Genomic DNA, 26,104 nt, shown 5'->3' with positions numbered 1-26,104 from the left:
GCGCGCAGCGGGAGGAGGCAGCCGACGTGGGGACCAGCCCGACGCCGTCCTCTCCCGCCCAGGCCCTGGCCCTGCTGGGCCTGGGCGACGCCGCCCGACGGGTCTACGCCGTCCTGCTCGCGCGGCCGAGCACCTCGGTGGAGCGGCTCCTCGCCGCGGTGGACGACGACCCGGCCGACGTGCACGCGGCGCTGGAGCTCCTGCTCGTCCACGGGCTCGTCACGCGCACCGGCCACGAGGAGGGCCGCTACGTCGGCGTGGACCCGGCCGTCTCCCTCCGCACGGCCGCGGACCGGCTCACCGCGGGGGTGCGGGACCTGCGGCAGTCCATCCCCCACTTCGTCGAGCTGTTCGAGAGCTCGAGCCCGGCCGCCGCCGAGGCCTCGACGTCCCGGGTCGTGACCGACCTGCGCGAGGTCGGCAGCTGGTACGTGCAGCTGCGCCACGAGGTGACCTCCGAGCTGTTGATCTTCGACCGCCCCCCGCACGTCTCCTCGCCCGTCGAGCAGGTCGAGACCTCCAGCATCCGCGAAGGCGTCCTCTGGCGCGGCATCTACGCCCGGGCCAGCCTCGAGCGCCCCGGGGCGATGGCCGAGGTGCAGCGCCTGGCCGCCGAGGGCGAGCGGGCCCGCGTGCTGCCGGACCTGCCCGTGAAGATGGTCATCGCCGACCGCAGGGCCGCGATGGTGTCCCTGAGCCTGGAGCCGGACCGCGTGGACACCCTCGTGACCCACGACTCGCCCCTGGTCGGCGTGCTCGTCGACGTCTTCCTCGCGGCCTGGGAGCGCGCGGCCCCGCTGGGCAGCGGCGTGGCCACGGAGCCCGGCGGCGCGCCGGCGGAGTCCCGCGACGGCGGGCCCTCACCCGAGGACCGGGCCATCCTGGCCCTCGTCGCGGCCGGCATGACGGACGAGTCGGTGGCGCGCCAGCTGGGCCTGTCGGTGCGCTCGCTGCGTCGCCGCACCCACCGGCTGATGGCCGAGCACAGCGTCGACAACCGCTTCCAGCTCGGGCTGCTCTGCGCCCGCCGCGGGTGGCTGTGAGCCCTCCCCGGCCGTGCGACCCGTCATGACGTGGGCGGTCGCCGGACCTGGCTCGGCATCTGGCAGGTAGCGGCCAGTGACCGCACCCTGCCGCGCAGAGTCTCTACCGTCCTCGCCCGGGCGGCACGGCGCCGTCCCCGCGACCCCGAGGACGTCCCCGTGCCCCCAGCAGCACCCGGCCCCCACCGCCGCTCGCCCGACCCGGGCCGCCCGACCGCACGCCCGGCGGCCCGCCTGGCGAGCGCCGTGGCGCTCGCCCTCTCCGCCGGTCTGCTCTCGGCCCCCGTGACGCTCGCCGCCCCGGCGGCCGAGACCGAGGGTGCCCCCGCCACGGCGCCGCAGCCCCTCGCCGACAGCGCCCCCTCGCCGGCGACGTACGAGGACGGCACCTACGTCGTCGTCCTCGAGGACGACCCGACCGCCACCTACGACGGCGGCATCGAGGGCCTGGCGCCGACGGCGACGGACGCGCCGGCCGACTTCTCGGCGGACTCCGCCGCCGTCCGCGCGCACGCCGACCACGCCGCCGCCGAGCAGGAGGAGGTCGCCGCCTCCGTCGGCGCGGAACCCCTGGTCACCTACTCCCTCACGACCAACGGCTTCGCCGCCGAGCTCGACGGCGCGCAGGCCGCCCGGCTGGCCGACGACCCGCGCGTGGACCGTCTCGTGCCGAACGAGCTGCTGCAGGTGCAGGACCTCTCGCCCAGCTCCACCGAGTTCCTCGGCCTCGAGGGGCCGGACGGCACCTGGGCCGAGGTCGGCGGGCCGGAGGAGGCCGGCGCCGGCGTCGTCGTCGGCGTCATCGACACGGGCATCGCGCCGGAGAACCCCTCCTTCGCGGGCGAGCCGCTGAGCAGCGAGCCGAGCACCACGACCCCCTACCTCGACGGCGACGAGATCATCGTCGAGAAGGCCGACGGCAGCCAGTTCCGCAGCCGCTGCGTCGAGGGCGACGCCTTCGACGCCGAGGACTGCAGCACCAAGCTCGTCGGCGCCCGCTACTTCGTGGAGGGCTTCGGCGAGCGCGCCGTCGCCGGCGCCGAGCGCGGGGAGCACCTCTCCCCCCGCGACGGCAATGGACACGGCTCGCACGTGGCCTCGACCGCCGCGGGCGAGCACGCCGTCGACGCGGCCGGCCGGCGCGTCTCCGGCGTCGCCCCGGGCGCCGTGGTCTCGACGTACAAGGCGTGCTGGACCGGCGTGTCCGGGGACGGCTGCGCGACGGTGGACCTGCTGGCCGCCATCGAGGCCGCCACCCGCGACGGCGTCGACGTCCTGAACTTCTCCATCGGCTCGGGCTCCGGCGCGACGTCGACGGTCGAGGTGACCGACGAGGCCTTCCTGGCCGCCGCCGCCACCGGCGTCTTCGTGGCCGCCGCGGGCGGCAACTCCGGCCCGTGGTCCTCCAGCGTGGACAACGCCGCGCCCTGGATCACGACCGTGGCCGCCTCGACGATCCCGGCCCCCGAGGCCACCGTCGAGCTCGGCGACGGCACCCGGCTGCTCGGCACGTCCGTGACGGTGCCCGAGGGCGGCGTGCCCGCCACCCCGCTGGTCGACGCCCGCGCGGCCGGGCTCGACGGGGTGGACGCCACCCTGTGCGCCTCCGGCACCCTGGACCCGGCGGTCGTCACCGGCACCGTCGTGCTGTGCGACCGCGGCACCGTCGCCCGCACCGACAAGTCGGTCGAGGTGGCCCGGGCCGGCGGCGTCGGCATGGTGCTCGTCAACCCCACGCCCAGCTCCCTGGACACCGACGAGCACGCGGTCCCGACCGTGCACGTGGACGCCGACGTGCGGGAGGCGCTGCGCACCTACGCCGGCACCGAGGGCGCGACCGCCGCCATGCTCGCGGGCAACCAGGCGGGCGTGCCCTCGCCGCCGGCGCCGCAGATCGCCGGTTTCTCCTCCCGCGGGCCGCTGCGCGTCGACGGCTCCGACCTCATCAAGCCCGACCTGGCCGCCCCCGGCACCACCATCTACGCCGCCCTCGCCAACGCCGAGGACGCCGAGCCGGTGTGGGGCTACCGCTCCGGGACCTCCATGGCCTCCCCGCACGTCGCCGGCCTCGGCGCCCTGTACTACGGGGCGCACGAGGGCGCCTCGCCCGCCGAGGCCAAGTCGGCGCTCATGACCTCGGCCACGCCCGCCGTGGACGCCGAGGGCCAGCCGCTGGAGGACCCCTTCGCCCAGGGCAACGGCCAGGTCGTGCCGCGCTCCTACCTCGACCCGGGCCTGCTGTACCTGAACGGCCCCTCGGACTGGGAGAGCTACCGCGCCGGCATCGGCCTGGGCCGCTCGGACGTCGAGCCCGTCGACGCCTCCGACCTCAACCTGGCCTCGCTGGCCGTCGGCGAGCTGCCGGGCGTGCAGACGCTCACCCGCACCGTGACCTCGACCCGGGCCGGCACCTGGACGGCCGAGGTCTCGGGCCTCGCCGGGGTGGAGGCCGTCGTCGAGCCGGCCACGCTGAGCTTCGACGCGCCGGGCCAGACCGCGACCTTCGAGGTCTCCTTCACCCGGACCGACGCGCCCCTGCAGCAGTGGGTCAGCGGTGCGCTGACCTGGGTGCCGGAGGAGGCCGGCCGCCCGTCGGCCCGCAGCGCGGTCGCCGTCCGCCCCGTCGCCGTCGGCGTCCCGGCCGAGGTCCGCGGCGAGGGCCAGCAGAGCTCGGTGACGTGGCAGCCCCAGCTCGGCGAGGCCTCCTCGCTCGAGCTCGGCGTCGCCGGCCTGACCCGCGGCGCGACCGCCCGCGGCGAGGGCCGCGAGGGCCGGCGGGCCGACCGCTACGCCGTCGAGGTCCCGGACGGGGCGACGCACCTGCGCCTGGCCCTGGACGCCGAGGACGACGCCGCCGACCTCGACCTCACCGTGTACCTGCGGGACGAGGACGGCTCGGTCTACCCCGTCGCCGGCACCCGCAGCCCGGCCGCGGACGAGGTCGTCGACCTGTCCCTGCCGTGGGGAGGCACCTACGTCGCCGCCGTCGAGGTGGTCGACGGCGGGCAGCAGGAGACGGTGCCCTACGCCCTCACCAGCTACGTCGTCACCGACGACGTCGACGGCGAGCTCGTGCTCGACCCCGACCTGCTGGTCGGGGACGTGGGCGCGACCCCCGCCGTCACCGCCAGCTGGGACGTCGAGCCGGGCCAGTACCTCGGGCTGGTCTCCTACGGCCGCACCGGCAACGTCACCGCCGTGGCGGTCGACGCCGGCGAGCCCGTCGCCGAGCCCGGGGAGCTGTCCCTCACCGTCACGCCCTCCGGGCCGGACGAGTGGGCCACCGTCGGCTTCGACCTCGCCGTGCGGGCCACCGGGCTGACGCCCGGGGAGCGCTACACCGCCCGGGTGGCGGGCAGCGACGTCGCCCAGTCCGGGCAGGCCCGCGTGGACGGCACCATCAGCTGGTCCCTGAGCCTGGGTGAGGAGCTGGAGCCGGGCGCGCAGACCCTCGTGCTCTCCGGCCCGGGCGTCGAGCTCTCGCGGGACTTCCTGCTCTCCCCGGTGAGCATCAGCCCAGGCTGGTACGAGCTGCAGCCGGCCCTCACCGGCACCCAGCGGGTCGTCCTCACCGTGTCCACCCAGGGCAGCGGCGACGTACGCTTCCGCCTCACCGACGCCGAGACGGGCGAGGTGGCCTTCGAGGAGGTCCAGCCGACCGAGGACGGCGTCCTCTTCCTGCGCAGCAGCCCGGCGGCGGTGCCGGTGGGTCGCTACGTGGGCCGGGCCGAGGTCGTGCTGCCCGACGGCACGACGGGGCCGGGCCAGAGCGTCGAGGACGTCGTCGTCGAGGCCGCCGAGGCGAGCACCGTCACGGTGACGCCGACCGAGGAGCCCGGGCGGGTCCGCCTCGACGTCGACAACCGCACCGGCGGCGGCGCCACCGTCCAGGTGACCTACCGCGGCTGCGACGGCCGGCTCGTCGACGCGTGGGACTCCTTCGCGCCGGGGACCTCGCAGGAGGTCTGGACCGTCGAGGGCTTCACCTCGCTCGAGGTCCGGGACTTCTTCGGCGACGTCGTCACCCGGTACGACAACGACGGGCCCTCGCGGTGCGCCCCCGTGGCCGAGGAGCTCATCGGCCAGGACCTGTGGACGACGCGCACGGCCGAGCCCGGGGCGGACGGCGAGGAGCCGGTCGACCTCGCCGTCAGCCACCGCCACCCGCTCGGGGCGTCGCTCTACACCCTGCGCGTGGGGCTCGGCGAGCCCGACGCCAGCAGCCCGTTCCTCGACGTCGTGGTCCCCGTGGACCCGGCGGACGGGACGACCGTCACGACCACCCCGACGACCCTGCCGGCCGAGCAGGACGCCTGGGTCACGGTGAGCTACGAGACCTTCGACGGCGTCTGGCGGGTCTGGCGCCAGCTCACCCTGGAGCTGGGCGGGGTCGGCGTCGAGGACCTGGCGCCCGAGGGAGCGCTGGTGCCTGGCACGCCCACGGTGGCGGGCGAGGCCGTGGTGGGCCAGACCCTCACGGGCGAGCCCGGCACGTGGGCCCCCGCGGAGGTCGAGCTCAGCTACCAGTGGCTGCGCGACGGCGAGCCGATCCGGCGGGCGACGTCGGCGCAGTACGAGCTGAGCCGCCACGACGCCGGGCACCCGATCTCCTTACAGGTGACGGGCACGCTGCCGGACGGCCAGCAGGTCGTCGCTGCCAGCGAGCCGGTGACGGTGCTCAGCGCCTTCCGACGGGCGCCCGTGCCGGTGGTGCGCGGCCCCTGGCGGGTCGGCTCCGAGCTGACGGCCATCCCGGGCCGCTGGTCGCCGGCACCGGTCGAGCTCAGCTACCAGTGGCTGCGCGACGGCGAGCCGGTGGAGGGCGCCACCGGCCGGACCTACGTGCTGCAGCCGGCGGACGCCGGTGCGGCGCTCAGCGTCCGGACGACGGCGACCCGGGAGGGCTACGCCACGGCGAGCCAGACCTCGGCGGAGCGCACCGTGCGCCGCTGACCACGGGCTCGTGAGGCGGAGGGGCACCAGCCGGTGGGCTGGTGCCCCTCCGTCGTCCCCGGGCCGCCGGAGCGCCGGCGTCGCTCGCCGGAGCACCGGGCCGGCGGTGCCAGACTGCCGCCATGGTGCAGAAGACCGAGATCGTGCTGACCGACGACATGGACGGCTCCCCCGCGAGCCGGACCGTCTCCTTCGCCTTCGAGGGCGTCGCCTACGAGATCGACCTCAACGACGAGCACGCCGCCGCGATCGAGGAGTCCTTCGCCGAGTGGGTCGCCGCCGCCCGCCGGACCGGCACGGGCGGGGCCGCCGCCAGCGGCGCCGTCCCCGCACGCTCCTCGGGCCGCTCGGGGCCCAAGCGCTCCGACCTCGACGCCGTCCGCGCCTGGGCGCGGGACAACGGGCACAGCGTCTCCGACCGCGGCCGCGTCGCCCAGAAGGTGCTCGACGCCTACGACGCCGCGCACTGACCTCGGCCAGCCCTCGGCGACGGAGTCCTCGGCGACAGCCTCCTCGGCAGCGGAGGCGGGCGGTCACCTCCGGGGCGTTCGCGGGGGCGCGCAGGGCCCCCCGCCGGCGTCGTCCACCGGGAGCTCAGCCCGGCGACGCAGCGCCCCACCCGTGCCAGCGGTCGACCTCGACGTGGACGAGCACGCGGGGTCGGTCTCGCTGGGGGTAGTCACGACCGGTGTAGTGCCGGGAGAGCCGGTCGATGCCGGCGAGTCCCTCGTCGTCGACGACGTCGACGACCCGGCCCTGGACGCTGACGTGGGTGTACCAGTCCCCCTCCGCGAGCGCGGTGAGCGCGACCCGGCCGTCGCGGCGCAGGTGCTCCAGGCGTGCGCGGCCGGCGTCGAGGCCAAGGAGCACGCGGCCGTCGTCCTCGACGAGGTACCACGTCGCGACGCTCACCGGCCGGCCGTCGGCCGCGACCGTCGCCATGACGGCCGGGTTGGGCCGGCGGAAGAGCTCGGCGACGTCCTCGGGCATGGAGGTGCTGGGCCTGGAGCTGCTGGGCCTGGAGCTGCTGGGCATGGAGCTGCTGGGCGTGGAGGGGCTCATGACGACACCCTGCCTCGCCACCGTCGGGCGTGGGAGGGTCCGACGTGCCGTCCCCCGGACGCCGCCACGCTGCGCCGGGGGTGAACAGGCCTGGACGGCGGCGGGCTGCTGAGGTCTGCTGCGCCCATGCGTCTGCTTGTCCTCGGCGGCACCGCCTTCCTCGGGCGGCACGTCGTCGACGCCGCCCTCGCCCGCGGGCACGAGGTCGCCACCTTCACCCGCGGCCGCAGCGGCACGTCGCCGCCGCCGACGCTCGACCTGCGCGGTGACCGCGACGACCCGCCCTCCCTCGCCGCCGCTCTCGACGGCGCCGGCTGGCGGCCCGAGGTCGTCGTCGACACCTCCTGCCAGTCCCGGGCGGCCGCCGAGCAGGCGGCGTGGACCCTCGGGGGCGGCGGCGGTGTCCGCGCGTACGCGTTCACGAGCAGCCTCAACGCGTGCGCCGCATGGCCTCCCGGGCCGGTGACCAGGGACGACGCACCCGGGTGGACGACCGACGACGACGCCTACGGCCCGACGAAGGCCGCGGCCGAGCGGACGCTCACCGCCGCGGTCGACGGCCCGGTGCTCCTGGCGCGGGCAGGGCTCATCACCGGGCCGTACGACCCGCTCGGTCGCCTCGGCTGGTGGCTGCGACGCCTCGCGCGTGGTGGGCCCGTGGTGGTCCCCACGGGCCTGGACCAGCCGGTGGCGCTCGTCGACGCGCGCGACCTCGCCGACTGGCTCGTCCGTGGTGTCGAGGAGGGCTGGTCGGGCCCCGTCAACGCGACCGCCCCCGTCGGGAGCACGACGCTCGGCTCGCTGCTGCTGCTGTGCGCCGAGGTCGTCGGGCGGCGCGTCGGCGACGACGTGGCCTTCGTCCCGGTGCCCGACGAGGAGCTGCTGGCAGCCGGCGTCGAGGCGTGGACGCAGCTGCCGCTGTGGGTGCCCGCGGAGACCGCGCGCACGCTGTGGGACGTCGCGACGGACCGCGCGCAGGAGACCGGCCTCGTGCGGCGGTCGGTGCGGGAGACCGTGACGGACACCTGGGCCTGGCTCAGCGGCCCGGACCGCCCGTCGCCCGCGGACCAGGCCACGCCCGGGCTGCCCGAGGACCTGGAAGGCCGCCTGCTCGCCGACCGCGTCGGCGGCGTGCGATGACCGGGCGCCGGCTGGAGGCGGTGCCGTCGTCCGGCCCCGCCTCGGTACCGGCGGGGCGCCAGCCGCACCGGCCGACCCCCTTGCTGCGAGAGCTGCTCGGGCGGCGGCTGCGCGAGGCCCGAGGGCGTCGGCGGATGACGCTGCGGGACGTCGCCGCGGCGTCCGACGTCTCGATCGGCCACCTCTCCCAGGTCGAGCGCGGGCTCTGCGAGGTCTCCTCCGAGGTGCTCGCCGCGATCTGCCGTGCCCTCGGGCTGCCGCTGGCCGTGCTGCTGCGCGACGTGGTCGTTGACCTCACCGTGCCGGTCGGGCGGGAGGAGGACGCCGCCCGCGCCGGCGCGCGGACCGCCGGCGTCGATTCGGCTAATATCGAGGCCGGACACCTCGCGGGAAGATCACCTGTCCTGGCAGCCTGAGACGGCTAATTCGCCCGCGACGCGCGTCTCCTTTTCGCGAGCGTCGCCTCAGGGCGATGCGCCTGGAGATACTCGCGTCACCTCTACGCACCATGCTCCTGGCTATCCGCTCGGCGCGTTGGCCGCGCACGACAACTGGACCACCCATGACGGAGGATGCGAGATGTCACGGGCCCAAGGGGCGACCGACGAGAACGGGGACGTTCTCGCACTCTTGGGTAACGGCGTTTCCATCGCTCACAATGACACCTTGGCGATGCACGTCCTCACCAGACGCCTCGTCGAAAGACTCAACGAGGCGGCAGGACTTGGCGCCGACAGCGCCCGCGCCCTGCTCAATCTAGTTGCCGCGAACCTGGGCGAGGAAGCCGCCGAGAACTCGCAGGATGACTTCGAGGCACTGCTCGGCCCATTTGATCACTTGGCGCAGACACTCACAGGTCTGCGCGATCTCTCCGTGTACGCCAGTGACGCAGAAGACACCCTCACAGCTATCGAAAAGGTAAGCCAATTCGCGGCTCGCGTCCGACGTCTTGGCGTCAGTCACATCCTTGAGGCTATCGACTGCGCGTCACGCGTCCCGATGTTGAAGCCGAGCCCCTTGGACGCCCTCCTCGAGGCCCTCTTTAGAGCAGGAAGCCACGGCCTTCCGGGCCACTTGACCATCGCCAGTCTTAATTACGACTCACTCGTGCCGAGCAGGATCACTCCCCCTGCAGCAGACTGCACCGCGAGAGGCGCCTTCGACTTGACTGGCGAGCGAAGCGTCTCTATGGCTGTGCGGGGAAGAGGTGCCGACTTACACGGTCGCGTGCTCGACATCGGTCGCCCAACCGCGGGACGACACGCTGCACCCACCACTTTGCTACAGCTTCACGGTTCCCTCTCGTGGCTTCGCTCTCCGGATGGGACCACGGCCAGGTTCGAGATGAAAGACTTAAGAGGAGACCAGCAGATGAAGTCATACTGGTCGGCCTGGCGGGACGGGGAGTGTGACTGGACACCGGCCGTCATACTCGCCAACCAGAAGTACAAGAGCAGGTTAGTGGAACAACATCCTTTCGACATCGCGTACGACCAGTTCACGGCCAGTCTTCTTCATGCAGAGAGGTGGCTGATCGCCGGCTACTCATTCCGTGACGAGATTGTCAACGAGAGACTGCGAACCGTCTTCTCGCTTCGCGGAAGACGTCCGCAAGTTCTCATCGTATCCAAGGGCGCCGACTCTCCCCAAAGCTGGGTGAGCGAGACGCTTAACCTCCGAGAGGACGACCCCGCCACCTTCCAATTCGTCGACGGTGGCCTGGCCGACCTCGAGAGCACGAGTGCATGGCGGACGTGGCTCGACGGAGTCCCCGGCCTTTATTGAGGGCATGAAATCTGCGCACAGCAGTCAGACGGGCGCGAGGGAGCTTCCGATCGACAAGAACGCTGACGCCGGAGTGCGTTGACTTGCGCACCCTTGGAGGCGTACCTCCTTGCAGGTGCCCGATGCACTGTCGCCAAGCGGGGGAGGCATTGACTTGCTCGCGCGCAAGCACCTTGCCTCCCTGCCTCGCCGGCAAGGGATCACGAGTGACGCCGGACCTTGCCGGTGGTGCTGCGGACGGGCGCCGTCGCCACCTCGACGACGTCGGGGCGCGCCGGCGCCGGCAGGTGCTGCGTGCACCAGGTGGAGACGTCGGACGGCGCGCCGTCCGTCAGCTCGACGACGGCGACCAGGCGAGGTGGGCCCTCGCCCTCCTCCCACCGCACCGCGGCACCCCGGACGCCCGGGTGCCGCTCGAGGACGTGCTCGACGTCCGCGGGCGCGACGGGGACGCCGTCGCGGACGTGGACGTCGCCGGCCCGGTCGAGGAGGAAGAGGTGGCCGTCGGCGTCGAGGTGGCCGAGGTCGCCGAGGGTGTCCCAGCCGTCGCCGTCGCGCCGCGACTCCCGGCCCAGGTAGCGGTAGGCCGGGCCGCCGGGGCGCCGCATCCACACCTCGCCGACCTCGCCCGCCGCGGCGGGCGACCCGTCGGCGCGCGTCACGCGCACCTCGGTGCCGCCCACCCCACGGCCCACCGACCCAGGCCGGGCCAGCCACTCCTGCCCGTCGGCGACGAAGAGCCCGGTGGACTCGCTGCCGGCGTAGACCTCGACGACACGCTCTGGCCCGAGCCAGGCGATGGCGGCGCGCTTGACCTCGGGGTCGCAGCGCGCGCCGAGGTGGACCAGGCGCTCCAGCGCGGACAGGTCCGCGGCGGCGCGCTCGGCCGCGGGCAGCCGCACGAGGTCGCCGAGCACCGCCGGGGAGACCCAGGTCCACGAGACGTGGTGGCGCACCAGCGCGTCGAGCACCACGCGTGGGTCGGGGCGGCCACCGCCCACCGAGGGCCCCGTCGGGAGGAGGACGAGGTGGTGTCCCGTGAGCAGGCCGCGGACGGCGTAGGTGAAGGCCGCCGACCCGGTGATCGGCGCCACGACGAGCTGGGTCGCCCGCAGCGGGAGAAAGGGTGCCGAGGGCACCTCCGGCTCGACGAGCGCCGGCGCGGTCGAGACGACGACGGACGGGCGGCCCGTGCTGCCCGAGGACGTCGGCGCCTTCCACGAGGTGGCCCACCGGTCGGGCAGCGTGGTCGGCACCTCGCGCACGTCGGCGTCGGTCGGCGACCAGCCGGGCGGCACCCAGGGCGGCAGCGAGGACCCGCCCGACCCGGCTCCTCCGACCGCCCGCCCCGCCCCGTGCCCGGGGTCACGTCCGACGACGAGCGTCGGCCGCGCGAGCGCGACGACGTCGGCCAGCTGCTGCGGCGACGTCGTCGGGTCCAGCGGCTGCGGCGTCGCACCGGCCCGCCACACCGCGCAGCAGACGGCGAGCGCCTCGGCGCTGCTCGGCAGGGCGACCGTCACGAGGTCGTCGGGGCGCACGCCGAGCCCGACGTAGGCGCGGGCCAGCGCGGTCGCGCGCGCGTCGAGCGCGGCGGCGGTCAGCACGCCGTCCTCGGCCGTGACCACGACCCGCCCGGGCTCTCGCTCAGCGAGCCGGGACACCGCCCGGGAGAACGACAACCGCGCCACGAGCACCTCCTCGGACGGCCTCGTAGAGCCGCTCGTGCGCGGCGGCGACGCCCTCCCAGCCGTGGCGGTCGGCGAGCGCCCGGCCGCGCGCCGGGTCGGGCGCCCCGCCGTCGAGGGCCGTCCGCAGCGCGGCGGCCAGCGCGGGCGGGTCGTCGCCGTACAGCACGGCGTCCCCCAGCACCTCCCGCAGCACGGGAAGCCCCCGGGCCACGACCGGCACGCCCGCGGCGAGCGCCTCCAGCGGCGCCATGCCGAAGCCCTCCTTGGTCGAGGGGAAGGCCAGCGCGCCGGCGGCGGCGACGAGCGCGGGCAGTCTCTCGTCGGGCACGGTGCCGACGTCGACGGGGACGACGCCGAGCTCGGCCGCGCGCGCCGCCACCGCGGCCCGGTAGGGGCGGTAGTCGAAGAGGGTCTCCCCGCCCGCGACGACCAGGGTGGGGGGTGGGCCACCACCGTCGCGCAGCAGCGCGCAGGCCTCGACGAGGTCGAGCGTCCCCTTGCGCGGCTCGACGCCGCCGAGGGCGAGCACGTAGCGCCCCAGCCGCTGCGTCCACGCGTCACGGGCCGCCGCGGCCCCGGGGTCCTGCCCGGCCGCGGCGGCGAAGCGGGCGGCGTCCACCCCGCCGGGGATGACGGTCGGCCGCAACCCGTAGCCGGCCTCGACCTCGGCCGCGACGGCCGCCGAGACGCACACCCGCGCCACCGGCTCGACGACGGCGGCGTCGTGGCAGGCGACGAGCTCCGGCGTCGTGAAGGCGTCGAGGTGGTGGATGGTGCGGACCACCGACGCCCCCGCCCGCGTCAGCGCGTTGGCGGAGATGCAGTCCTGGGCGTGGACGACGTCGTCGCCGCGCGCGCGCTCGGCGAAGGAGCGACGCAGCACGTCGATCGACCGGACCACGCGGGCGCCGACGTCCTCGCCGTCGAGGGTGGGAAACGGCACGGCGACGACCCGCACGGCCGGGTCGACGGGTCGGAAGAAGCCGGCGTCCCCGCCGCGGGCCAGGGTCCACACCGTGACGTCGTGCCCTCGCCGCGCCAGGGCCTCGGCGAGCGCGAGCGTGTGCACCACACCGCCGCGGGGGCGGGTCGAGTAGGTGCTCAGCGCGACGCGGATGGCCACCTCCCAGGGCTGCTCGGGCCTGCCACCGCGCGGGGGCGGGCGGCGACGGCCGGCGTGGACCCGTCGTCGTAGGGCTGGCCCACCCGGTCGCCGTACGCACCGAGCACCCGGTCGCGCAGGTGGTGGACCCGACGGCGGGCCTGCGCCACCCCGCCGCTGACGTCGGCCACCGCCGAGGCCATCCCACCCTGGCTCCAGGTGCGCGCGACGACGTCGCCGGAGGGGTCGACGACCTTGGCCTGCCCCAGGAAGTGCAGGCGGCCCTGGCGGCCGGTCTGGTTGGCCGAGACGAGCCACACCTGGTTCTCCGCGGCGCGCGCGGCGTCGTAGATGTCGAAGAGGCGCGCCTGGCGGTCGAGCCGGAGGCGCTCGGCGCGGTCGGTCGCGCTGGCGGGCCAGGCGGACAGGCACACGAGCACCTCGGCCCCGTCGAGCGCGAGCGCCCGACCCGACTCGGGGAAGGACTTGTCGAAGTCGACGAGCAGCCCCACCCGCCCGACCGGGGTGTCGACCGCCGCGAAGCGGTCCCCCGCCCGGTAGGCCTGGAACTCCCCGAGCGGCAGGTGCACCTTGCGGTGCGTGCCGAGCACCTCGCCCCGGTGCACGCACACCGCGGTGTTGTAGCGCACCTCCTCGCCCCCTTCGACCGCCCGCTCGGCGATGCCGAAGCACAGGACGACGTCACCGGCGGCCGCCGCGAGCCGCGCCACCTCGGGACCGTCCACGTCGACCGCGGGTGGCAGGTCCCCGGAGCGCAGCGGGTCGACGAGGTCGTCGACGTACCCGCCGACCGTCGCGTCGGGCAGGGCCAGCAGGCTCACGCCGGCCTCGGCTGCCGAGGCGCAGACGGCCTCCGCCTTGGTCAGCGACCGCTCGACGTCGCGCCCGAAGTGACCGGCGACGCCGGCCAGCAGCACCTCCCCCGGTCGGCGGGCCGCCGCGGGCGCAGGGCTCACCTCGTGGCCCGGCGCTCACCCGCGAGGACGGGCACGTCGGCCGGGCCGGGCTGGGCGGGCAGGTCGGGGGGCTCGGCCTGGTGGTCGGACTGGTGGTCCGCCGGGACAGGCGTCGACGTCCGCTGCGCCGCAGCGCCGTCCGCTGGCCCCTCGGTCGTCCGCAGGTGTCGCACGACGGCGTCGGCGAGGTGCTCGGCGTCGCGCGCGATGCCGGCGAAGCGCCCGGAGCCCCAGGTGTGCAGCCAGGGCAGGCCGAGGAAGTACAGGCCCGGCGTCGTCGTCACCCCGCGCACGTGCGTCGGCGCACCCGCGCCGTCGAAGACGCCGACCCCCACCCACCGGTAGTCCGAGCGGAAACCGGTGGCCCACACCACGGCCGAGACACCCTCGGCACGCAGGTCGAGCTCGACGTCCTCGACCTCCGGGCGCCACACCGGCTCGTAACGCGCCTCGGTCGGCGCGTCGAGCCCCTGGCGCTCCACCCAGGCGTCGATGTCGTCCTTGATGGACTCGGCGACGGCGTCGGCCGCGTCGAGGGACGCCTCGGCGCTCGGCGCGAAGCGCAGCACGGTCCCGGTACCGCTCGCCCGCACGTCCTGCCCCGTCCCGGGCGCGACGTCGCCCGTGTCGACGGCACGCTCGACCGCGGTCAGGCGACCGTGCAGGCGCAGCCCGCGGTCACGGGCGTGCGCGCGCAGGTCGATGTCGCGACCGCCGTCCCGGCCGGTCACGTAGTGGTTGGTCGACTCCCGCTTGGCGAGGCCGCCAGCGGTCGTGCCCACGCCCGCGTCGTACACGCCCATGTCCGCGAGCCAGGCGACGCAGTCCCGGCCCCGGTACCGGCGGGCCACCCGGGGGGCGCTGCCGAGCGAGAGGTGCACCTGCCGGCCGGCCAGCAGGAGGTCCTCGGCCACCTGCGCCCCGGACTGGCCCGACCCGACGACGAGGACCGCGCCGGCGGGCAGCGCCTCCGGGGACCGGTAGTCGGCCGAGTGCAGCTGGACGACGTCGTCGGGCAGCCGCTGCGCGACGGGCGGCAGCACGGGCCGGTGGTAGCCGCCGGTCGCGACGACGACCTGCCCGGCGCGCAGCGTGCCCGCGCTCGTCGTCACCTCGAAGCCGCCACCGGGGTGCTCGCGCAGCCGCAGCACCTCGACGCCCTCGTGCAGCGGGGCGCCGAACGTCGCCGGGTAGGCCCGCAGCCAGGCGTGCACCTCGTCCCGGGTCATGAAGCCGTCCGGGTCCGGGCCGTCGTAGCCGTAGCCGGGCAGCCGGCACTGCCAGTTTGGCGTCACGAGGGTGAAGGCGTCCCAGCGGCGGTCGACCCAGTCGTGCACGGCGGTCTCACGCTCGAGGACCACGTGGTCGACGCCAGCGTCGACGAGGTGCCAGGACAGGGCCAGGCCCGCCTGCCCGCCGCCCACGACGACGACGTCGTGCCGCGCGCCCTCCAGCGGCTGGTCGCTCACGCCGCACCGCCCGCGGCACCGGGAGCGGTCGCGGGCTGCCCCGGCAGCGGCGGCTCGACCGAGAGCACCTCCACCAGACCGGTGGCCGCCTCGCCGCGGAGGCCGGCCGCGCGCTCGGCGACGCCCTGCGCGGTGGCCGCGGCGCCCGTGCACGCCATGCCGTACCGCGCCCGGACCCGGGCGTCGGCCTCGTCCATCGCGGCGCGGACGCGGGCGACGACGTCGGCCACGGGGTAGCTCTCGCCCGCCGTCAGGTGGTCGTGGACGACGAGGCTCGGCGACCAGCACGTCTCCTCGCCGCCGTCGGGCCAGCGCAGGCGCACCCTGGCCTCAGGCACGGGCCATCTCCGGCTGCTCCGCGGGCCGGGCGGGCGCGTCCGTGCGCGGCGGGGGCACCGGAGCGGGGACGGCGGAGACGGCGGGGCCGTAGACGTCGGGGCGCCGGTCGCGCAGGTGGTACATCGCGCCGCGAGCGGCGTCGAGGCCCGCACCGAGGTCGACCTCGGCGAGCGCCATGCCGGGTCCGGTGCCGGTGTGGGCCAGGACGGCGCCCCCGGGGTCGACGACCTTGGCGCTGCCGACGAAGCGCAGCGAGCCGAAGGTGCCCGCCTGGTTGGCGGCCACCCAGTAGAGCTGGTTGTCCAGCGCCCGGGCCCGGTCGAGGAGGTCGAAGCGGTGGGTCCAGCGGTCGTCGGCGAGGTCGGCGGCCGGGGCGGTGCGGGCCCCCGGCCACGCCGAGAGGCTGGCGACGAGCTGGGCGCCGTCGAGGGCCTGCGCCCGCGCCGCCTCGGGAAAGGCCTTGTCGTAGCAGATCTGCATCGCGATCCGCCCGACCGGCGTCTCGAAGGCGCCGAGCTGTGCCCCGGCGCCGTAGGAGGCGTCCTCGCGCAGCGGCTGGTGGACCTTGCGGTAGGAGGCCAGGACGCCGTCGCCGTGCAGGCACACGGCCGTGTTGAAGCGCTCGCCGTCCTCACCCCGGTCGGGGTCCCCGCTCTCGCACAGGCCGACGCAGACGACGAGGTCGCCCGCGGCCTCCTGCAGCCGGGCCAGCTCCGGGCCGTCGAGGCGCAGCGCCGGGGGCAGGGACGCCGGCCCGCCGGCGGGTCCGGGGACGTCGCCCGGGCCCTCGAGGGAGAGCAGGTAGCCCCCGAGCATCGCCTCGGGCAGCACGAGCAGGCCGGCTCCGCGCTCGCGGGCCTCGGCGATGTGCCGCTCGACCTGCGCGAGGCAGGAGTCGAGGTCGCGGGTCGCGCCAGCCGAGACGGCGGCGACGGTGAGGGTCACGGCGTCCTCCTGGTGGTTGGTCAGGTCGATCAGGTCAGGTCGATCAGGTCAGGTCGATGCAGGTCAGGGCTGGTCGGGCCGGGTCGATCGGGTCGGCTGGTCGGTCCCCGGCTGGTCGGTGCCACCGCCGGTCGCGGGGCCGAGCCCGGTCGCGGGGCCGACGGCGGGCGTCACCTCGCCGTCGGGCCAGCGCAGGGCCGCGCCGGCGCCGGGGGTCAGCTCGCCGCACGCGGCGACGGCGAAGCCGGGCACGCCGGGGTCGGCGAGCGGGGCGCCGGGGGCGTCGGCGGTGACCCAGCCCGAGCCGGGGAAGCAGGTGAGCCAGTCCCCGACGCCGGCCCCCGCCGGGCGGGGGACCTTCGAGACGTCGAGGACGGCGCCGCACCCGCTCGCCTCGGCGAGCATCGCGAGGGTGCCGACCAGCCCGGCCATCGAGACGTCCTTGGCCGCAGCGGGTCGTGCGACCGCGACGGTCCTGGTGAGGGCGCGCAGCGCCGCCGGGTCGCGGCCGGTGCTGGAGTCCCACTGGCGGCCCGGGTGCCCCGCCCGCCAGCCGCCGGTCGTGTCGACGGCGAGGGAGACGGCCATGCCGGCACGGCCGCCGCCCGCCGGCACGGGGGCGGCTCCGCCGGGCACCCGCCCGAGGGCGGTGACGGACAGCGCCGCCGGGACGCCGAGCTGGGTGTACCCGCCGAGGACGGGGACGCCGAAGGCCTCGGCTCCGGCGCGCAGGCCCGCGAGGACCTGCGCGGCCGAGGCGGTGTCGCGGGCGGCGAGCGCGTCGAGCAGGCCGACGGGCTCGGCGCCCATGGCGGCGACGTCGCCCACGTTGACGAGGGCGGCGCACCAGCCGGCCCACCAGGGCTCGCGCTCGACCATCGCGGGCAGGACGGCGTCGCAGGCGGCGACGAGGTCGCTGCCTGGCACGGGGGCCGCGTCGTCGCCGAGGTAGCCGTCCCCGCCGAGAGCCGCGGCGCCGCCGGTGTCCTGAGCCAGGAGGGGCTGCAGCAGCGGCCCCAGCGGCGCCTTCGTCGCGGCGACGAGCCGCTGGACGCGGGTGCACGGCCACCGCACGAGGACGTGCGGCGCCCCGGCCACCTCGACCTCGCGGACGGGCACCCAGCCGAGACGGACGAACATCGGTGCGGCGGAGCGCTGCACGGTCGCCTCGAAGCGCAGGACGCCGGCCTGCTCGGCGACGGCGCAGGCGGCACGCACGAGCGCGGGGCCGATGCCCCCGGCGCGGCGCGCACCGGCGGCGACGGCGAGGCGGGAGCCGGTCCACCAGCCGACGTCGAGGCCGCCGGTGAGGTGCTGTCCCGCCGGGGCGAGCCGCACACCGCCGACGACCTCACCGGAGCCGGCGAGGCGGGCGACCAGGACGACGGCGCGGGGGTCGTCGTCGACGTCGTCGGCCTCGGCCGCCCCGCTGGGGAAGAGCTCCTGCTCGGAGACGAAGACGTGCCGCCGCAGCCGGCGGTAGGCGGCCAGCCCGTCGCCGTCCGCCACCTCGACGTGCCAGGTCGGCGGTGCGAGGTCCACCGGCCCGCGAGGGCGGCGCGGCGCGCCGAGAAGCACGGCGCCCAGCGGCCCGGTCGGTGCCGTCGCAAGCCCGACCGTTGGGCCGACGCGCCGGCAGACCGGCGGCGCGCCGGCGAGCACGAGGCTCACGCGCCCGCCTCCGCGAGCGCGCTGCAGCCGCCGCACGCGGCGCAGCCGGCGCGCTGGTCGGCGCCCCGCATGCCGCGGGCGACCAGGTCGGCCGCCACCCGTGCGGTGACGTCGGCGAGCACCGCCGGGTCGGGCGCCCGGGCGCCGTCGACCTCGACGGCCAGCGTGCCCGCCATCGGCCGGAAGGGGACGACGAAGGGGTAGACGCCTGACGCCGCGAGCTCGGCGGCGCCGGCGACGAGCTCGTCCGGGTCCTCGCCCAGACCGACGAGCAGGTAGGTGGAGACTTGGTTGCGGCCGAAGAGGCGGACGCCTTCGGCCCAGGCCGCGCGGTACCGGTCGAGGGAGACCGTCGCCTTGCCGGGCATCCAGGCCCGGCGGACGTCGTCGTCGAGGGACTCGACGTGGACGCCGAGGGAGTCCGCTCCCGCCGCGCGCAGCTCGGCGAGCGCCGAGAGGTCCTCCGGCGGCTCGACCTGCACCTGCACGGGCAGGTCGGGCACGGCCGCCTTGACGGCGCGCACGCAGCGCGCGACGTGCCGCGCCCCACGGTCGCGCCCAGCGGAGGTGCCCGTGGTCATGACGAGCTGGCGGACGCCGTCGAGGCGCACCGCGGCCTCGGCGACCTCGGCCAGCTCCTCGGGCCGCTTGACCGCCGTGGTGAGACCGGCGCGCAGCGACTCCTCGATGGAGCAGAAGCGGCACCGCTGGTCCTGCGCGTACCGGATGCACGTCTGGACGACCGTCGTCGCGAGGACGCCGTCGCCGTGCACCCGCGCAAGGTGCTCGTAGGGGACGCCGGACGCGGTACGCAGGTCGTAGAAGGCCGGGCGCGCCACCTCCTCGACCTCGACGCCGGTGTCGGTGAGCACCGGCTCGGGCAGGCCGGCCCCCTCCGGACCGGTGGTCGGGCCTGCGCCGCAGCCGTCCTCGCGCCACAGCCGGCCGTCGCGGACGAGGTAGGGGCTGCTCGGGTCCAGCGGCAGGGCGGCGCCCCGGCCGTCGAGGCGCAGGTGGCCGTCGTCGCTCGGGCCCGCACCGCCGCGCCGCTGGAGCGGCGCGGCGGTGCGGACGCCGCGGATGGCGACGTCGACGCGCGTGGAGAGGGTCATGGCCTGCCCGTCGTCGTGGGAGGTGCTGTCCAGCAAGGGCTCCGGGAGCTCCGTGGGCGCTCAGACCATGTAGGTGCTGTTGATGATGGCGCCCTTGCGGGCGTAGTGGATGACGGCGTCCTGCACGTCGAGGGGGTGGCACGGGATGACCCCGGCGATGAGGTCCTCCTCGCGCAGGCCGTGCAGGGAGAGCCCGAAGCGGCAGCAGTAGACGGTGCCGCCCTCCTCGATGAACGTCGCGAGGGAGCCGTTGATGTTCTGCTCGCCCGGGAAGGCGGAGTCACCCGTCGTCGGGAAGCCGCGCGTGGCCATGCAGTTCATCGCGCCGGGCCCGTAGAAGTAGAGGACGGACTCGAAGCCCTTCCGCAGGGCACGGGTCGCCTGGAGGATCGCGACGAAGCTCACGGAGGACTCGTGCGCGATGCCGTGGACCATCGTGAAGTAGGACTGGCCCTCCTCGGCCTGGTAGTCCGGGAAGATCTTCGTCGAGCCGTAGATGCTGCTGCCGGGCTCGAGCGAGGGGTGGGCGATCTCGGCGAGGCTCTTGGCCCCGGCCTCGGCGATCTGCGCCTCGATCTCGGCGGTGGTGCCAGCGGGAGCGGTGGTCGTGGTCATCAGGGGCCTCCGTCGTGGGGTGTGCGGGTCGGCGGTCTGGTGCGGGTCGGCGGGTCCGTGCGGCGGTGCGGGCGAGTGGTGCGGTGGTGCGGACCGGGGAGCCGGTCCCCTCAGCCCCCGTAGAGGGCGGAGAAGTTGTCGGAGAGCCACATCCGGGCCAGCTCGCCGTCGCCGGCGGCGGCGCGCAGCCGCGCCAGCTCTCCGGCGGCGTCGCCCCAGGGCTCGTCGCTGGCGTAGAGCACGCGGTCGGCGCCGACCCCGCGGCGCTCGACCTCGGCGGCGAGCCACCGCGGCGCGAAGCCGATGGCCCAGCTCGTGTCGGTGTAGACGCGCTTGCCGGCCGCGACCCAGTCGAAGAAGCGGGAGCCGATGAGCTTGATGTGCCCGCTCATGCCGCCGCCGAGGTGCACGAGGTGGATGGCGACGTCGTCGCCGTAGCGGTCGACGAGCAGGCCGACCTCGTCGACGTCGGAGGCGGCGCCGGGGCTCGTGTGCACGTGGACGACGAGGTCGTGCTCGCGGGCGACGGCGAAGATCCGCTCCAGCGGTGCGGCGCAGCCGGGGTCGGAGGCGGCACCGCCGAGGAGGAAGGACGTCTTGAGCGCGACGACGCCGCTCTCGCCCGCCAGCGCGAGGGCCGCCTCGGTGAGCTCGGCGTCCTGCGGGCGCGGGGAGACCCACAGGCCGGCTCGCAGCCGGTCGTCGGCGGCCGCCGCCTCCAGGACGACGTCGTTGAGGGCGAACGAGGCGCTGACGTCGGGGACGCCGTAGTTGGGCAGGACGACGGCGCGGTCGGCGCGCTCGTCGTCCATCGCGGCGAGCAGCGAGGCGGCGTCGGGCACGGCGGCGGTGTCGGGGCTCACCGGCGGCCCGCCGTAGAAGGGGTGCGCGGGCAGCACGCCGAGGTGGCGGTGCGCGTCGCTGACGGTCGGTGCCCTCACGCCGACGAGTGAAGGCAGGGGGTGTTTCGGGGTGGCTCCGTTCGTGGCAACTCGGTGTTGCGAAGTCCTCACAGGTCAGGGCGTCTTCGGTGACCCGGCTCGCCGACGGCACCTCCTCCCGGCCAGACTGCCGCCGTGGCGACCTGGGACGACGTGCACCGGCTGGTCGCGGCGCTGCCCGGCACCGACGTGCACCCGTCCTACGGCGGTCGTCCGTCCTGGCGGGTCGGCGGACGCGCCTTCGTGTGGGACCGGCCGCTGACCCCGAAGGACCGGGACGACCTGGGGGCGTCGGCGCCTCCGCAGGACGAGCCGCTGCTCGGCGTCCGGCTGCCCGACGAGGGCGTCAAGGCGGCACTGCTCGCCGACGACCCCGAGGCGGTGCTGACGACGCCCCACTTCGACGGCTACCCCGTCGTGCTCGTGCGGCTCGAGCGGGTGGCCGACGACGCCCTCGCCGAGCTCGTCGAGGAGGCCTGGCGGGCACGGGCGCCCCGTTCCCTGGTCGCCGAGCGGGACGACCGCTGACGGCGGGGTGCGGGGAGGCCGCGTCCCCTGCGGGTCGCGGTCTCCTCCTCGCCCCGCAGCAGGCCCGCAGGACAGGTGGGCGGGCGTCACCTCACCCCGGCGACGTCCCGCCCCCCGCCCCGGCGGAGCCCCCGGTCCGCCGGGGCGGACGGGCCCGGAGGTCGCCGTGCACCGGCGTCACCGGGGTGACCGGGCCCGGGCGCCGTGGCCGCTCGTCGTAGCGGGCGCGGGCGGCCTCGACGACGTCGATCCGCGCGTAGGCCCACTCCCGGATGCCGTCCACCACACCCGAGAGCTCCGTCCCCAGCACGGTGAGCCGGTACTCCACGGTGACCGGGGTCGTGGCGAAGACCTCCCGGTCCACCAGCCCGTCCCGCTCCAGCGCACGCAGGGTCTGGGTCAACACCTTGTGCGAGACGCCCTCGACGCGGCGCTGGAGAGCCGAGAACCCGCGCGGTCCCTCCTCGAGCGCCAGCAGCACGAGCATCGTCCAGCGGCCTGCCACCCGGTCGAGGACCTGGCGGGTGGGGCAGCCGGCCGAGAGCATGTCGGGGCCGTCCTGGCTGCCCCGGTGGTCGGGCCCGTCGGCGGGACCTGCGGGCATGGCACCTCCTCGGCTCCGGCACCTGCAGCCCCCCGGCCGGGCGGCGACCGAGGGCGTACCTCCAGGTAACCACCGCACGTGCAGGTGCGACCTGTCGGCCGTCGGCGCCGCGGCGCACCGTCGAGGCATGGACACCACACCTGTGCACCCCATTCAGACCGGCCTGCCCACCACCACCGGCCTGCCCACCACCACCGCCCTGCCGACCACCACGCGCGCCGTCGTCCCGCCCGAGCAGCCCGGAGGCGCCCTGCGCCGCAGCGAGGTCCCGCTCGCCGCGCCAGGAGCGGACCAGGTGCTGGTCGCCGTCGAGGCCTTCTCCGTCAACCGCGGCGAGACCTTCCTCCTCGAGCACCCGCGCCCGGGGTGGCGCCCAGGCCAGGACGTCGCCGGCACCGTCGTCGCCGGTGACCTCCCGCCCGGCACCCGGGTGGTCGCCCACGCGGACGAGGGCGGGTGGGCCGAGCACGTCGTCGTCGACGTGGGCGCGCTGGCCGTCCTGCCGGACGACGTCCCCGCCCACGAGGCGGCTGCGCTGCCCGTCGCGGGCCTGACCGCCCTGCGGCTCCTGCGCGCCGCCGGGCCGCTGGCCGGTCGGCGCGTCCTCCTGACGGGCGCCTCGGGCGGCGTCGGCCACCTGCTGACCCAGCTCGCCGTCGGGGGCGGGGCCGACGTCACCGCGGTCTCCGCCAGCGCGGACCGGGGCCAGCGCCTCACCGAGGCGGGCGCGCTCGTCGTCACCGACGTCGAGCAGACGGACGGCCCCTTCGACGTGGTGCTCGAGTCGGTGGGTGGCGCGGTGCTCGCCGCCGCCCTCACCCGCCTCGCCCCGGGCGGGACAGCGGTGTGGTTCGGCCAGGCTGGTCGTGCGCCGGCCACGCTCGACTTCTTCTCCCTGCTCGGCGGGTGCCCGGGTGCCCACCTCGTCGTCTTCAGCTACTGGCAGGCCCCCGGCCGCGACGACGAGGACCTCGCCACGCTCGTCCGCCTCGTCGCCCAGGGCCGGCTGGGCGTCGAGGTCGGCCGGTGCGAGGACTGGTCTGCCACCGAGCAGGTGCTCGACGACCTGCGCGACCGCGCCGTGCGCGGCGCGGCCGTGCTCACGGTGGGCGGCGACCGCGCCTGAGACCTCCCGCCCACCGGCGTCCGGGCCGCCGAGGAGGGCGTCACGGCGGCGCTGCTGGCCGACGACCCGGAGGTGGTGCTGACCACGCCGCACGTCGACGAGCGCGCCCTCCACGTCGACGACAGCGCTGGCGGGTGCGGCGCCGGACGGCGGGGTCGTGCTCGGCCGTCGACGGCGGGCCCTGCGCAGGTCTGACGAGGCGCTCGTGCGTCGAGGAGCGACGCGACGCTCGAGCCGCCCGGTGCCGGCGTCCCCGCCGTCAGCCGAGCCGACGGGCCATGCACACCGACGTCGCGCTGTCGACGTACGGCCCGAAGCGCGGGACCACCTCGAAGCCGCGCCGGCGGTAGAAGGCGATGGCGGCGGCCTGCTTGTCGCCGGTCTCCAGGCGGAGGACGTCGGCACCGCTCGCCCGGGCGACGTCGAGCAGCGCGTCGAGGACGGCGTCGGCGACCCCGGCGCCCCGGGAGGAGGGCTCGACGTAGAAGCGCTTGAGCTCGGCGCCGCCCTCCCCGTCGGGCTCGACGCCGCCGACCCCGACGAGCCGTCCGCCGCGGCGGGCGCCGACCAGCTCGACCGCCGAGGCGGCCAGCCGCTCAGGGGTGTACCCGAAGGTCTCCTCCGCCGTGTAGCCCATCGCCGCCAGCTCTTCGGTGAGGTCCTCCAGCAGCGCGAGCACCTCGGGGTCACCGGCGTCGACGGGCATGACGTGCAGGTCGTGGTCCATGCCCCCGTCCTACCCGTCGGACCCACGAGCGGGCGCCGCGGCACGAGAGTCAGCCCGTCGGCGGGGTGAACTGGCTGAGCGACAGCTCGGCGCCGAAGGGGTCTCGCAGGTCGGCCGTGCGCGCGAAGGTGCGCTCGGCCGTGCGCAGGACGAGGAAGCCGAGCCGCTCGGCTGTCGTGACGGCCTCGTCGCGGTCGGCGACGCCGACGGTGACGCGCCAGCGCGCGTGGTCGTCGCCGTTCGTGCCAGCGGGGACGACGCCGCCGACGACGTCGGCGAAGTCCTCCGGCGCGAAGGACTGCTGCTCGTGGATGTCGGGGTAGACCGTGGCGGCGAGGTGGTCGCCGTAGCCGGGGACGGACAGCATCGGGTCGCCGCCCTCCCACAACGGTGCCGCCCGCCAGCCGAAGAGGGGCCGGTAGAAGGCGAGCGCCGCGTCGACGTCGGCCGTGACGAGGTCGGAGAAGTTCCACGCCCCCGGCACGTTGACCAGCTGCGCCCCGAGGCGCCGGCGAGCCTGCCAGAGCCGGAAGGGCACGCCCTGCGGGTCGGAGCAGGCGACGGCGCGCCCACCCGGGCCGGCGTCGGCGGGCCCCGCCGTCACGGCGCCGCCGGCCTCGACGACCGCGCGGGCCGTGGCGTCGGCGTCGTCCACCGCGACGTAGGTGCTCCACGCGGGCGCCCGGCCCATGTCGGGCGAGCCGACCGCGGCGACGTCCTGCCCGTCGAGCGTGGCGACGAGGTAGGAGCCCGGAGCACCCGGCGGCATCGCCTCGGTGAAGGACCACCCGAGCAGCCGGCCGTACACGTCCTGCGCCGCACCGGTGTCCTCGACCTCGAGGTCGACCCAGCAGGGGACGCCGGCGGGGTAGGTGCGGAGGACGCGCGCGACGGTCATGACAGGCCCTTCGGGAGGTGAGCAGCCCCGCGCACGCGGCGGCCTGAGGCGATCTCGCCCGTCGTCGCCTCGCGGTGAGCCCGGACGAGCAGCGCCACCCAGGACCGGTAGGGCGACCACCGCGCCGCGACGCGCGCCAGGCGCGGGACGTCGGCGTCGGGGGCGTCCCAGAGCTGCCGCATGGAGTCGTGGAGGCGGCCCTCGCTGCGAGGGAAGACGTCAGGTGCTCCGGCCCCGCGGACGAGGACGAGCTCCGCGGAGAAGGGCCCGATGCCGGGCAACCGCTGGAGATCGGCGAGCGCGTCGTCGGCGGCCGTGGAGCGCAGCCGGTCGGCGTCGAGCACCCCGTCGAGGGCCGCCGCCGCGAGAGCGGCCAGGCGCTCCCGCTTCGCGGCCGGGAGCGGCAGCGTGCCGGCGACGTCGTGCAGCGCACGAGGACCTGGGAAGACGGGGAGGGGCACACCGGCGACGTCGAGCACGCCGCCGTGCTCGCGGGCGATGCGCTCCTTGGTCGCCGCGGCCTGCGTCATCCGGACGCGCTGGCCGATGACGCCCCAGCAGGCCGCCTCGTAGGGGGAGGCGAAGCAGACGGGCCTCAGTCCCGGGTACGCACGCTGCAGGCGACCGACGACGGGGTCGGCCTCCCCCACGCCGGCGAAGCCCTCGCCGTCGACGTCGAGGGAGAGCACGCGGCGCACCTGCGCGGCCACGGCCTCGGGGTCGCGCGCGTCGGTGCCGACGCTGACGCGCCCGTCGTCCTCCTGGGTGACCGCTGCCCCGACGAGCTCACCGGTGCCGTCGAGCGGGAAGGCGAGGCGCAGGGTCGGGCGCTCGTCGTCGTCCTGGCCGCCCGGGTGGGCGGCCGGCGCGAAGCCCTCGAGGAAGCGGGCGCTGGCCGCCAGGGAGAAGGGGCCGGCAGGGGTCAGCAGCGGCGGTGCGGTCGTGGTGGATGCCACGCGACCTCCTCGACGTCGGTACGGGTCGCCGTCACGTTCTCGTCCGCACCGGACAGACGGCGTCCGCTCGACCCGGAGGATCGCTGCCGTGGCGGGGACGACGACGCGGGCGCTGGCGTTGCTCGACCTGCTCCAGCGGCGCCGGCGCTGGAGCGGTGCGGAGCTCACCGAGCGTCTCGGCGTCACCGACCGGACGCTGCGCCGTGACGTCGAGCGGCTGCGTGAGCTGGGCTACGAGGTGACGTCGACCCGCGGGGCGGGAGGGGGCTACCGGCTGGAGGCCGGCTCGGCGCTGCCGCCGCTGCTGCTCACCGACGACGAGGCCGTCACGGTGGCGCTGGGGCTGCGGACCGTCGCGGTGCAGGGGCTCGTCGACGGCGAGCACACGACGCTGACGGCGCTGGCCAAGCTCGAGCAGAT

At 76.1% G+C, this 26,104-nt stretch carries 25 protein-coding genes; 10 read left to right on the top strand and 15 right to left on the bottom strand.

Annotated features, from left to right (window positions below):
- The first annotated feature begins 26 nt into the window (after positions 1–26).
- The 3 genes from WDV86_RS04330 (at position 27) to WDV86_RS04320 (ending at position 6,466) form a co-directional block, all read left to right on the top strand.
- Entirely contained in the window at positions 27–1,043 is a 1,017-nt protein-coding gene (locus WDV86_RS04330; RefSeq protein ID WP_339566372.1) for a hypothetical protein, read from the top strand.
- A gap of 159 nt (positions 1,044–1,202) precedes the next feature.
- A complete protein-coding gene (locus WDV86_RS04325) occupies positions 1,203–5,996 on the top strand; it encodes a S8 family serine peptidase (RefSeq protein ID WP_339566371.1) in 4,794 nt (1,597 codons plus the stop codon).
- Between the two features lie 122 nt (positions 5,997–6,118).
- Positions 6,119–6,466 (top strand): histone-like nucleoid-structuring protein Lsr2, encoded by a 348-nt coding sequence (locus WDV86_RS04320; protein ID WP_339566370.1) that lies wholly within the window; start codon positions 6,119–6,121, stop codon positions 6,464–6,466.
- 124 nt (positions 6,467–6,590) lie between these two features.
- Here the strand turns inward: WDV86_RS04320 and WDV86_RS04315 are convergent, their stop codons facing one another.
- The gene (locus WDV86_RS04315; protein ID WP_339566369.1) at positions 6,591–6,986 is read right to left on the bottom strand and encodes a TIGR03618 family F420-dependent PPOX class oxidoreductase; all 396 of its coding nucleotides are present in this window, start codon (positions 6,984–6,986) and stop codon (positions 6,591–6,593) included.
- On the opposite strand from WDV86_RS04315, the gene WDV86_RS04310 reads away from it, so the two are divergent.
- From WDV86_RS04310 to WDV86_RS04295, 4 genes are all read left to right on the top strand, one after another.
- Complete coding sequence (locus tag WDV86_RS04310) at positions 6,985–7,170, top strand: hypothetical protein (protein WP_339566368.1); 186 nt, start codon at positions 6,985–6,987, stop codon at positions 7,168–7,170. The genes WDV86_RS04315 and WDV86_RS04310 overlap by 2 nt on opposite strands.
- Positions 7,171–7,184: 14 nt before the next feature.
- Complete coding sequence (locus tag WDV86_RS04305) at positions 7,185–8,198, top strand: NAD-dependent epimerase/dehydratase family protein (RefSeq protein WP_339566367.1); 1,014 nt, start codon at positions 7,185–7,187, stop codon at positions 8,196–8,198.
- Complete coding sequence (locus tag WDV86_RS04300) at positions 8,195–8,614, top strand: helix-turn-helix domain-containing protein (protein ID WP_339566366.1); 420 nt, start codon at positions 8,195–8,197, stop codon at positions 8,612–8,614. The genes WDV86_RS04305 and WDV86_RS04300 overlap by 4 nt, the downstream gene beginning before the upstream one ends.
- Positions 8,615–8,777: 163 nt before the next feature.
- Entirely contained in the window at positions 8,778–9,983 is a 1,206-nt protein-coding gene (locus WDV86_RS04295; RefSeq protein ID WP_339566365.1) for an SIR2 family protein, read from the top strand.
- Positions 9,984–10,183: 200 nt separating this feature from the next.
- Here WDV86_RS04295 and WDV86_RS04290 read toward each other — a convergent pair whose 3' ends face one another.
- The 10 genes from WDV86_RS04290 to WDV86_RS04245 form a co-directional block, all read right to left on the bottom strand.
- Entirely contained in the window at positions 10,184–11,674 is a 1,491-nt protein-coding gene (locus tag WDV86_RS04290; protein WP_339566364.1) for an AMP-binding protein, read from the bottom strand.
- Positions 11,631–12,791 carry an MSMEG_0565 family glycosyltransferase gene (locus WDV86_RS04285; RefSeq protein ID WP_445262939.1) on the bottom strand — a complete coding sequence of 387 codons (1,161 nt, stop codon included), beginning with the start codon at positions 12,789–12,791 and terminating at the stop codon, positions 11,631–11,633. Before WDV86_RS04285 ends, WDV86_RS04290 begins: the two co-directional genes overlap by 44 nt.
- Entirely contained in the window at positions 12,776–13,753 is a 978-nt protein-coding gene (locus WDV86_RS04280) for a carbon-nitrogen hydrolase family protein (RefSeq protein WP_339566362.1), read from the bottom strand. The genes WDV86_RS04285 and WDV86_RS04280 overlap by 16 nt, the downstream gene beginning before the upstream one ends.
- Entirely contained in the window at positions 13,750–15,222 is a 1,473-nt protein-coding gene (locus WDV86_RS04275) for an NAD(P)-binding domain-containing protein (RefSeq protein WP_339566361.1), read from the bottom strand. The genes WDV86_RS04280 and WDV86_RS04275 overlap by 4 nt, the downstream gene beginning before the upstream one ends.
- Positions 15,219–15,560, bottom strand: coding sequence for an MSMEG_0570 family nitrogen starvation response protein (locus tag WDV86_RS04270; RefSeq protein ID WP_339566360.1), 342 nt, complete (start codon positions 15,558–15,560; stop codon positions 15,219–15,221). The genes WDV86_RS04275 and WDV86_RS04270 overlap by 4 nt, the downstream gene beginning before the upstream one ends.
- Positions 15,553–16,506: a carbon-nitrogen hydrolase family protein gene (locus tag WDV86_RS04265; protein WP_339566359.1), complete on the bottom strand. Its 954-nt coding sequence runs from the start codon at positions 16,504–16,506 to the stop codon at positions 15,553–15,555. The genes WDV86_RS04270 and WDV86_RS04265 overlap by 8 nt, the downstream gene beginning before the upstream one ends.
- Before the next feature lie 63 nt (positions 16,507–16,569).
- On the bottom strand, positions 16,570–18,048 hold the full coding sequence (locus WDV86_RS04260) for an MSMEG_0567/sll0787 family protein (RefSeq protein WP_445262938.1): 1,479 nt from the start codon (positions 18,046–18,048) through the stop codon (positions 16,570–16,572).
- A 125-nt stretch (positions 18,049–18,173) separates the two neighbouring features.
- Positions 18,174–19,289: an MSMEG_0568 family radical SAM protein gene (locus WDV86_RS04255; protein ID WP_339566357.1), complete on the bottom strand. Its 1,116-nt coding sequence runs from the start codon at positions 19,287–19,289 to the stop codon at positions 18,174–18,176.
- Positions 19,290–19,349: 60 nt separating this feature from the next.
- Positions 19,350–19,904 carry an MSMEG_0572/Sll0783 family nitrogen starvation response protein gene (locus tag WDV86_RS04250; RefSeq protein ID WP_339566356.1) on the bottom strand — a complete coding sequence of 185 codons (555 nt, stop codon included), beginning with the start codon at positions 19,902–19,904 and terminating at the stop codon, positions 19,350–19,352.
- Positions 19,905–20,014: 110 nt separating this feature from the next.
- Positions 20,015–20,845: an amidohydrolase family protein gene (locus WDV86_RS04245; RefSeq protein ID WP_339566355.1), complete on the bottom strand. Its 831-nt coding sequence runs from the start codon at positions 20,843–20,845 to the stop codon at positions 20,015–20,017.
- Between the two features lie 135 nt (positions 20,846–20,980).
- Between WDV86_RS04245 and WDV86_RS04240 the strand changes: the two genes are divergently transcribed.
- Positions 20,981–21,373 (top strand): MmcQ/YjbR family DNA-binding protein, encoded by a 393-nt coding sequence (locus WDV86_RS04240; RefSeq protein WP_339566354.1) that lies wholly within the window; start codon positions 20,981–20,983, stop codon positions 21,371–21,373.
- A 91-nt stretch (positions 21,374–21,464) separates the two neighbouring features.
- Here the strand turns inward: WDV86_RS04240 and WDV86_RS04235 are convergent, their stop codons facing one another.
- The gene (locus WDV86_RS04235; protein WP_339566353.1) at positions 21,465–21,977 is read right to left on the bottom strand and encodes a winged helix-turn-helix transcriptional regulator; all 513 of its coding nucleotides are present in this window, start codon (positions 21,975–21,977) and stop codon (positions 21,465–21,467) included.
- Positions 21,978–22,104: 127 nt separating this feature from the next.
- Between WDV86_RS04235 and WDV86_RS04230 the strand changes: the two genes are divergently transcribed.
- On the top strand, positions 22,105–23,103 hold the full coding sequence (locus WDV86_RS04230; RefSeq protein ID WP_339566352.1) for a zinc-binding dehydrogenase: 999 nt from the start codon (positions 22,105–22,107) through the stop codon (positions 23,101–23,103).
- A gap of 259 nt (positions 23,104–23,362) precedes the next feature.
- Here WDV86_RS04230 and WDV86_RS04225 read toward each other — a convergent pair whose 3' ends face one another.
- Genes WDV86_RS04225 through WDV86_RS04215 form a run of 3 tightly spaced genes read right to left on the bottom strand, consistent with a single transcriptional unit; the run spans position 23,363 to position 25,684 of the window.
- The gene (locus WDV86_RS04225; protein WP_339566351.1) at positions 23,363–23,830 is read right to left on the bottom strand and encodes a GNAT family N-acetyltransferase; all 468 of its coding nucleotides are present in this window, start codon (positions 23,828–23,830) and stop codon (positions 23,363–23,365) included.
- A 49-nt stretch (positions 23,831–23,879) separates the two neighbouring features.
- Positions 23,880–24,728 carry a VOC family protein gene (locus WDV86_RS04220; protein WP_339566350.1) on the bottom strand — a complete coding sequence of 283 codons (849 nt, stop codon included), beginning with the start codon at positions 24,726–24,728 and terminating at the stop codon, positions 23,880–23,882.
- On the bottom strand, positions 24,725–25,684 hold the full coding sequence (locus WDV86_RS04215; protein ID WP_339566349.1) for a DNA-3-methyladenine glycosylase family protein: 960 nt from the start codon (positions 25,682–25,684) through the stop codon (positions 24,725–24,727). Before WDV86_RS04215 ends, WDV86_RS04220 begins: the two co-directional genes overlap by 4 nt.
- An 88-nt stretch (positions 25,685–25,772) precedes the next feature.
- Here WDV86_RS04215 and WDV86_RS04210 point away from each other — a divergent pair.
- Positions 25,773–26,104, top strand: a 332-nt coding sequence (locus WDV86_RS04210; protein ID WP_339566348.1) for a helix-turn-helix transcriptional regulator, incomplete at its 3' end; no start/stop codon positions are given.

The sequence above is a fragment of the Pseudokineococcus sp. 1T1Z-3 genome (genome assembly GCF_037482365.1).
Classification (GTDB): domain Bacteria; phylum Actinomycetota; class Actinomycetes; order Actinomycetales; family Quadrisphaeraceae; genus Pseudokineococcus.
The sequence above is the reverse complement of the archived record's forward strand: the minus strand, read 5'-3'. Positions and strand labels throughout refer to the sequence as shown.

Excerpts from the sequence above, each read along its gene's own strand:
- WDV86_RS04320 (WP_339566370.1), top strand. The coding sequence starts at position 6,119 with ATGGTGCAGAAGACCGAGATCGTGCTGACCGACGACATGGACGGCTCC.
- WDV86_RS04310 (WP_339566368.1), top strand. The coding sequence starts at position 6,985 with ATGGAGGTGCTGGGCCTGGAGCTGCTGGGCCTGGAGCTGCTGGGCATG.
- WDV86_RS04315 (WP_339566369.1), bottom strand. The coding sequence starts at position 6,986 with ATGCCCGAGGACGTCGCCGAGCTCTTCCGCCGGCCCAACCCGGCCGTC.
- WDV86_RS04305 (WP_339566367.1), top strand. The coding sequence starts at position 7,185 with ATGCGTCTGCTTGTCCTCGGCGGCACCGCCTTCCTCGGGCGGCACGTC.
- WDV86_RS04300 (WP_339566366.1), top strand. The coding sequence starts at position 8,195 with ATGACCGGGCGCCGGCTGGAGGCGGTGCCGTCGTCCGGCCCCGCCTCG.
- WDV86_RS04295 (WP_339566365.1), top strand. The coding sequence starts at position 8,778 with ATGTCACGGGCCCAAGGGGCGACCGACGAGAACGGGGACGTTCTCGCA.
- WDV86_RS04255 (WP_339566357.1), bottom strand. The coding sequence starts at position 19,289 with ATGACCCTCTCCACGCGCGTCGACGTCGCCATCCGCGGCGTCCGCACC.
- WDV86_RS04250 (WP_339566356.1), bottom strand. The coding sequence starts at position 19,904 with ATGACCACGACCACCGCTCCCGCTGGCACCACCGCCGAGATCGAGGCG.
- WDV86_RS04235 (WP_339566353.1), bottom strand. The coding sequence starts at position 21,977 with ATGCCCGCAGGTCCCGCCGACGGGCCCGACCACCGGGGCAGCCAGGAC.
- WDV86_RS04230 (WP_339566352.1), top strand. The coding sequence starts at position 22,105 with ATGGACACCACACCTGTGCACCCCATTCAGACCGGCCTGCCCACCACC.
- WDV86_RS04225 (WP_339566351.1), bottom strand. The coding sequence starts at position 23,830 with ATGGACCACGACCTGCACGTCATGCCCGTCGACGCCGGTGACCCCGAG.
- WDV86_RS04220 (WP_339566350.1), bottom strand. The coding sequence starts at position 24,728 with ATGACCGTCGCGCGCGTCCTCCGCACCTACCCCGCCGGCGTCCCCTGC.